This window comes from Streptomyces sp. NPDC048434 (genome assembly GCF_043200375.1).
Classification (GTDB): domain Bacteria; phylum Actinomycetota; class Actinomycetes; order Streptomycetales; family Streptomycetaceae; genus Streptomyces.
Genome location: NZ_JBICXQ010000024.1, coordinates 152,702 through 159,089, shown reverse-complemented (window position 1 = coordinate 159,089; position 6,388 = coordinate 152,702). Strand labels below are relative to the sequence as shown.

Genomic DNA, 6,388 nt, shown 5'->3' with positions numbered 1-6,388 from the left:
AGCAGTCCACACACCAGGCCCCGGAGGCCCGTCACCGCACCCACAGCCCCGCGCAGCGGACCCCGCCCGCCGCAGGCGCAACGGCGAGACGAACCGCGGCGGGACAGCCGAAAACGTGGGAAAACAGCCAAGCGCAGCGGAAAGGCGGCGGGGCAGCCGAAAACGTGGGAAACGCCAGAACCGTCCGCATGGTGGGAATGTGCGGCGGCAGTACGAAGAATTACGGAGCCTTCCGGAGCGCCGGGGGAGTCGTGTGCGAGGGCGCCGGGCGGGGTGTCGGTGGAGGCGTCCGCAGCGGCTTCAAATGGGGCTTTGCGGGGGGTGTGGGTGGCCTCGGGGCGGGCCCGTCGGCGGTCAACGGGGACCCCCGGTGGCCACTCGAAGTGATCGACGGAACACAAGAAGCTGTTAAATCGGCCTCGGGTCCGGAGGTCATCTGAGCTATTCTGCTGGGCAAGAAGGATCCGGGCAGCGTTGCCCCCGGGTCCTTTTGTGCTTTCAGCCGCGTGATGCGCGGCTGTGAGGACCGTACGAAGCAGTGCCGCAGACTCCCCCGGCCGAGGCCGGGAGGTGCCCCCGTCGCAGGGACCGAGGAGGAACCAGACGTCATGGGCGAGCGAAGCAGGCAGGACCGCACGCAGCAACAGAGGATGGAACACGCCGAGAACCGGGTAGGTGGTCGGAAGTGAGTTCACTCCTGTTGCTGACCAATGCACTCCAGCCGTCGACGGAGGTGCTCCCGGCGCTCGGCCTGCTGCTGCACAGCGTGCGGGTGGCCCCCGCCGAGGGGCCGGCTCTCATCGACACCCCGGGGGCCGACGTCATACTGATCGACGGCCGCCGTGACCTTCCGCACGTACGGTCGCTGTGCCAGCTGCTGCGGTCCACGGGACCCGGCTGCCCGCTGGTCCTGGTGGTGACGGAGGGCGGACTCGCCGCCGTCACCGCAGACTGGGGGATCGACGACGTCCTGCTGGACACCGCGGGCCCCGCCGAGGTCGAGGCGCGGCTGCGGCTGGCGATGGGCCGCCAGCAGATCACGACCGACGACAGCCCGATGGAGATCCGCAACGGTGATCTCTCGGTGGACGAGGCGACCTACAGCGCGAAGCTGAAGGGGCGGGTCCTGGACCTGACCTTCAAGGAGTTCGAGCTGCTGAAGTATCTGGCCCAGCACCCGGGCCGGGTCTTCACCCGCGCCCAGCTCCTGCAGGAGGTGTGGGGCTATGACTACTTCGGCGGTACGCGGACGGTCGACGTCCATGTCCGACGGCTGCGCGCCAAGCTCGGCCCCGAGCACGAGTCGCTCATCGGCACGGTCCGTAACGTCGGCTACCGCTTTGTGACGCCGGAGAAGGTGGAGCGGGCGGCGGAGGCCAAGGCCAAGGCCAGGGAGGACGCGGCGAAGGCAGTGAATTCCGCCTCGAACGCGGAGCCGGCCGCGGGCCGCGCCCCCGAAAGCGGTGGCGGTTCCGGGACGGCGGCCACCACGGGCACGGACCCCCACGGTGTACGGACCGGGCGCAGGTAGGTGAGGGGTGCGGCAGGCCCGTGAACCCGCGGAGAACTGCCGCACACACCCTTGCGCCACCCGCGTAGACTGCCGCGCGTGGCCAAGGTGACGCGGGATGATGTGGCAAGACTGGCGGGTACGTCGACCGCCGTTGTCAGTTACGTCATCAACAACGGACCACGGCCGGTTGCCCCGGCCACACGCGAGCGGGTACTCGCCGCCATCAATGAGCTCGGCTACCGGCCGGACCGTGTCGCGCAGGCGATGGCGTCCCGCCGTACCGACCTCATAGGCCTGATCGTGCCGGACACCCGGCAGCCGTTCTTCGCGGAGATGGCGCACGCCGTCGAACAGGCCGCCGCCGAGCGCGGAAAGATGGTTCTGGTCGGCAACGCCAACTACCTCGACGAGCGCGAGGTGCACTATCTGCGCGCGTTCCTCGGGATGCGGGTATCCGGGCTGATCCTGATCAGCCAGGGGCCCAGTGAGCACGCCGCCGCCGAAATCGACGCCTGGGACGCCCGGGTGGTGCTGCTGCACCGCCGGCCGGACGCCATCGACGATGTCGCGGTGATGACGGACGACATCTGGGGCGCGCAGCTGGCGACCCGGCATCTGCTGGAGCACGGCCATCCGTACGTCGCCTTCCTCGGCGGCACGGAGGAGACCCCGAAGTCCGGCGACCCGGTCACCGATCACGTCGAGGGCTGGCGGCGGGCCATGCTGGAGTCCGGGAAGCCGACGGACGGGCGCTACTTCCAGGCGCCGTACAACCGTTACGACGCCTACCAGGTCGCGCTGAAGCTGCTGGCGGGTCCGGACCGGCCGCCGGCCATCATGTGCGCGACGGACGACCAGGCGATCGGGGTGCTGCGGGCCGCCCGTGAGCTGCGGATCGATGTACCCGGCGAACTGGCGGTCGCGGGATTTGACGATGTGAAGGAAGCCGGGCTGACCGATCCGCCGCTGACCACGGTCGCCTCGGACCGTCAGGCGATGGCGCGGGCGGCGGTGGACCTGGTGCTGGACGACGGTCTGCGGGTGGTCGGCTCCCGGCGGGAGCGGCTGCGGCAGTTCCCGTCGCGCCTGGTGGTGCGGCGGTCCTGTGGCTGTGGCGGCTGAGGGAGCCGGGCCGCGCTTCTGATCCAGGTGTCTTTATACCGGGCATACCTGCTTCTGTGGGACCTCTCAGGGCATTCTCAGACCGCTCTCATGGACCGGCAGCAGAGTGATCACCATGACCGAGAGCTACCGCCGAAGCGGCGATGAGATGCCACAGGACGGGCCGTACGGATACGGCGACAACCACGGCCGGCACTACGGCCACGAGGCGGGCCAGGCCGCGCAAGACGCTCCGGGCGCCGGGGCGCAGGCGTTCCCCCCGCCGCCTCCGTACGCACCCGGGCCGCGGCGCCGGGTCCGCCGGCCGGTCGCGCTGATCGCGGCAGTGGCACTCGCCTCCGGTCTCATCGGGGGTGGCAGCGCGGCACTGATCGCCGGCGCCACCACCCGGTCGGCACAGAGCGGGCCCTCCACCCCGCTCGTCAACGCGGGCAAGACCAGCGGCAGCGGCGTCTCGGGGGTGGCCAAGGCGGTCAGCCCGGCGATTGTGGAGATCAAGGCGCGGACCGGCAGTGGTGAGTCCACCGGCTCCGGTGTGGTCGTCACCAGCGACGGCGAGATCGTCACCAACAACCACGTGGTGGCCGGCGCGCGCACGGTGACCGTCACCTTCAGCGACGGCAGCCGGAAGACGGCCAAGGTCGTCGGCACCGATGCCGGCAAGGACCTGGCGCTGATCAAGGTGCGCGGCGCCAAGAATCTGACCGCGGCCTCGCTCGGCGATTCCGACAAGATCACGGTCGGCGACCAGGTGGTGGCGATCGGCTCGCCCGAGGGCCTCACCGGGTCCGTGACCAGCGGCATCGTCTCCGCTCTCAACCGGGATGTCACCGTCCCCAAGGAGCAGGGACAGGGGCAGGGCCAAGGGCAGGGGCAGGGTGGCCCGGACGACGGCGGTGGCTGGCCCTTCGAGTTCGGCGGCAACCAGTACAACGGCGACACCGGCTCGTCGAAGACCTCGTACAAGGCCATACAGACCGACGCCTCGCTCAACCCGGGCAACTCCGGTGGCGCCCTGATCAATATGCAGGGGCAGATCGTCGGCATCAACTCCGCTATGTACTCGCCGAGTTCGGCATCGAGCAGCTCGGCCGGCAGCGTCGGCCTCGGCTTCGCCATCCCGATCAACACCGTCAAGGCCGACCTCGACTCGCTGCGCGGCGGCGGGAGCGGTGGCAGCAACAGCGGCGTCTGACCGCCCGCACGGCCCGTGCCGTGTAAGGCTGAGGACCAGCCGTTCCGTCATCCACCCGAGGTAGTCACGCATGAGCCCCGCCGAGCACGGTGACCAACCCGCCCGCATTCTGATCGTCGACGACGAGCCCGCGGTCCGGGAGGCCCTGCAGCGCTCGCTGGTCTTCGAGGGGTACGGGACCGAGCAGGCGGTCGACGGGCTGGATGCGGTCGAGAAGGTCGCGGCCTACGACCCCGAACTGATCGTGCTGGACGTTCTGATGCCCCGTATGGACGGGCTGACCGCCGCCCGCCGGCTGCGGGCGAGCGGGGTGCGGGTGCCGATCCTGATGCTGACGGCCCGTGACACGGTCGGTGACCGTGTCACGGGGCTGGACGCCGGCGCCGACGACTACCTCGTCAAGCCCTTCGAGCTGGACGAGCTGCTCGCCCGGATCCGCGCGCTGCTGCGCCGCAGCTCGTACGCGGCGGCGGCCGGTGTTCCGCCCGAGGAGGGCGAGACGCTGAGCTTCGCCGATCTGCGGATGGACCTGGCGACCCGCGAGGTGACCCGGGGCGGCCGGCAGGTCGAGCTGACCCGTACCGAATTCACCCTGCTGGAGATGTTCCTCGCGCATCCGCGGCAGGTCCTCACCCGGGAGCAGATCCTGAAGGCCGTATGGGGCTTCGACTTCGAACCCACCTCCAACTCCCTTGATGTGTACGTGATGTATCTGCGCCGCAAGACGGAAGCGGGCGGCGAGCCGCGGCTGGTGCACACCGTGCGGGGGGTCGGCTACGTCCTGCGGGCGGACGGCGGCGCGGAATGACCGAGGCGACCCATGCGCGCGGAACGGGCGGCCCGGCCTCCGCGCGGAGCCGGCTCGGCGCCCGGATCGCCCGGCTGCCGCTGCGTTCGCGGCTGACCCTGCTCACCGCGGTGGCGGTGGCGGTGGCGGTGGCCGTCTCCGCGCTGGCCTGCTGGCTGCTCACCCGGGCCCAGCTGCGCGACGAGGTGGACAGCTCGCTGAAGAACGTCAGCGTCCCCGCGGAGTATCTGCAGCTGACCTACGCCAACTGCCAGCCCACCGACCCGACCGAGAGCAAGAACGCCCCGCCCTCGTACTACAACGTCCAGATCGTCCAGGTCGACGGCTCGCGCTGCATCGGGCCCAACTCCCAGCCCGTGAAGGTGCAGCGCGCGGATGCCGCCGTGGCGCAGGGCGTGCAGCGCGACACCCTGCACGACGCCGTCACCACCGACGGTGCGGACGTCCGGGTGCTGACCAAGCACATCGGCGTCCAGGGTGTGCAGTTCGCGGTGTCCATCTCCCGCCCGCTGACCGAGGTCAACAGTGCGCTGAACCGCCTCGCGCTGCTGCTGGCGGCCGTCGCGGGGCTGGGCGTCATCGGTGCGGGCACGGCGGGGCTGGTCATCGCGCGCTCCGGCCTCAAGCCGGTGGACCGGCTGACCGACGCCGTCGAACATGTCGCCCGCACCCAGGACCTGGCCATCCGCATCCCGGTCGACGGCGAGGACGAGATCGCCCGGCTCTCCCGCTCCTTCAACTCCATGACCGCCGCGCTGGCCGCGTCCCGCGATCTGCAGCAGCAGCTGATCGCGGATGCGGGCCATGAGCTGCGGACGCCGCTGACCTCGCTGCGTACCAACATCGATCTGCTGGTGCGCAGCGAGCAGGCCGGCCGGCCGATCCCGGCCGCCGACAAGGTGGCGCTGCTGGCCTCGGTGAAGGCGCAGATGGGGGAGCTGGCGGCGCTGATCGGCGATCTGCAGGAGCTGTCGCGGCCCCCGGCGCCGGGGCAGAGCTCCGTCGAGGTCGTGGCGCTGCACGAGATCGTCGGCACGGCGCTGGAGCGGGCCCGGCTGCGCGGCCCGTCCCTGAACATCGCGGCGGACCTCGCCCCCTGGTACGTACGGGCCGAGCCGGCCGCACTGGAGCGGGCGGTGGTGAACCTGCTCGACAACGCGGTGAAGTTCAGCCCGCCCGGCGGCACCGTCGAGGTCCGGCTGGCGCACGGTGAGCTGACCGTGCGCGATCACGGCCCGGGAATTCCGCAGGACGAACTCCCGCATGTCTTCGAGCGGTTCTGGCGCTCGCCGTCCGCCCGCAGCCTGCCGGGCAGTGGCCTGGGGCTGTCGATCGTGGCGCGGACGGCGGAACAGGCGGGTGGTGCCGTACGGCTGCGGTCCGCGGACGTCGGCGGCACGGAGGCGGTGCTGACGCTGCCGGGTGCCGCGACGCCCCCGCCGGGGATGCCCCAGCCGCCGCCGCGCCAGGAGCCGCCGGGACCGTGGTAGCGAGGGGGTCCCTCACGGCGGCCCCCCGGCGTCCTTCACCGGGCGCTCCCTCATGGCGGGGGACCCACCCGGGCTGTCGGCCGGACTCGTCCCGGCCGGCCGGGCGGGTCCGGAGACCACCTGACAACCCCCTCACTCAAAGGCGTCTGACCTGGGCCGATGGCCGTCAGGCGCCTTCTTTCCCGACGCGTTCGCCCGCTGATTGCCCCGGGTTCGACGGGCAGCGGGGCGCGCACCTCCCTGACAGGGTCACGGCGCGG

The 6,388-nt window shown here is 71.2% G+C and carries 5 protein-coding genes; all 5 read left to right on the top strand.

Translation table 11 applies throughout. The features are described 5' to 3' along the window. Positions 1-685 precede the first annotated feature (685 nt). The 5 genes from ACGFWI_RS26920 (at position 686) to ACGFWI_RS26900 (ending at position 6,128) form a co-directional block, all read left to right on the top strand. Positions 686-1,531 (top strand): response regulator transcription factor, encoded by an 846-nt coding sequence (locus ACGFWI_RS26920; protein ID WP_393908603.1) that lies wholly within the window; start codon positions 686-688, stop codon positions 1,529-1,531. A 78-nt stretch (positions 1,532-1,609) separates the two neighbouring features. After that, complete coding sequence (locus ACGFWI_RS26915) at positions 1,610-2,635, top strand: LacI family DNA-binding transcriptional regulator (RefSeq protein WP_393908602.1); 1,026 nt, start codon at positions 1,610-1,612, stop codon at positions 2,633-2,635. 115 nt (positions 2,636-2,750) lie between these two features. After that, positions 2,751-3,830, top strand: coding sequence for a S1C family serine protease (locus tag ACGFWI_RS26910; RefSeq protein WP_393908601.1), 1,080 nt, complete (start codon positions 2,751-2,753; stop codon positions 3,828-3,830). 70 nt (positions 3,831-3,900) lie between these two features. After that, on the top strand, positions 3,901-4,638 hold the full coding sequence (locus tag ACGFWI_RS26905; protein ID WP_393908600.1) for a response regulator transcription factor: 738 nt from the start codon (positions 3,901-3,903) through the stop codon (positions 4,636-4,638). Beyond that, complete coding sequence (locus tag ACGFWI_RS26900) at positions 4,635-6,128, top strand: ATP-binding protein (RefSeq protein ID WP_393908599.1); 1,494 nt, start codon at positions 4,635-4,637, stop codon at positions 6,126-6,128. Before ACGFWI_RS26905 ends, ACGFWI_RS26900 begins: the two co-directional genes overlap by 4 nt. Positions 6,129-6,388 lie beyond the last annotated feature (260 nt).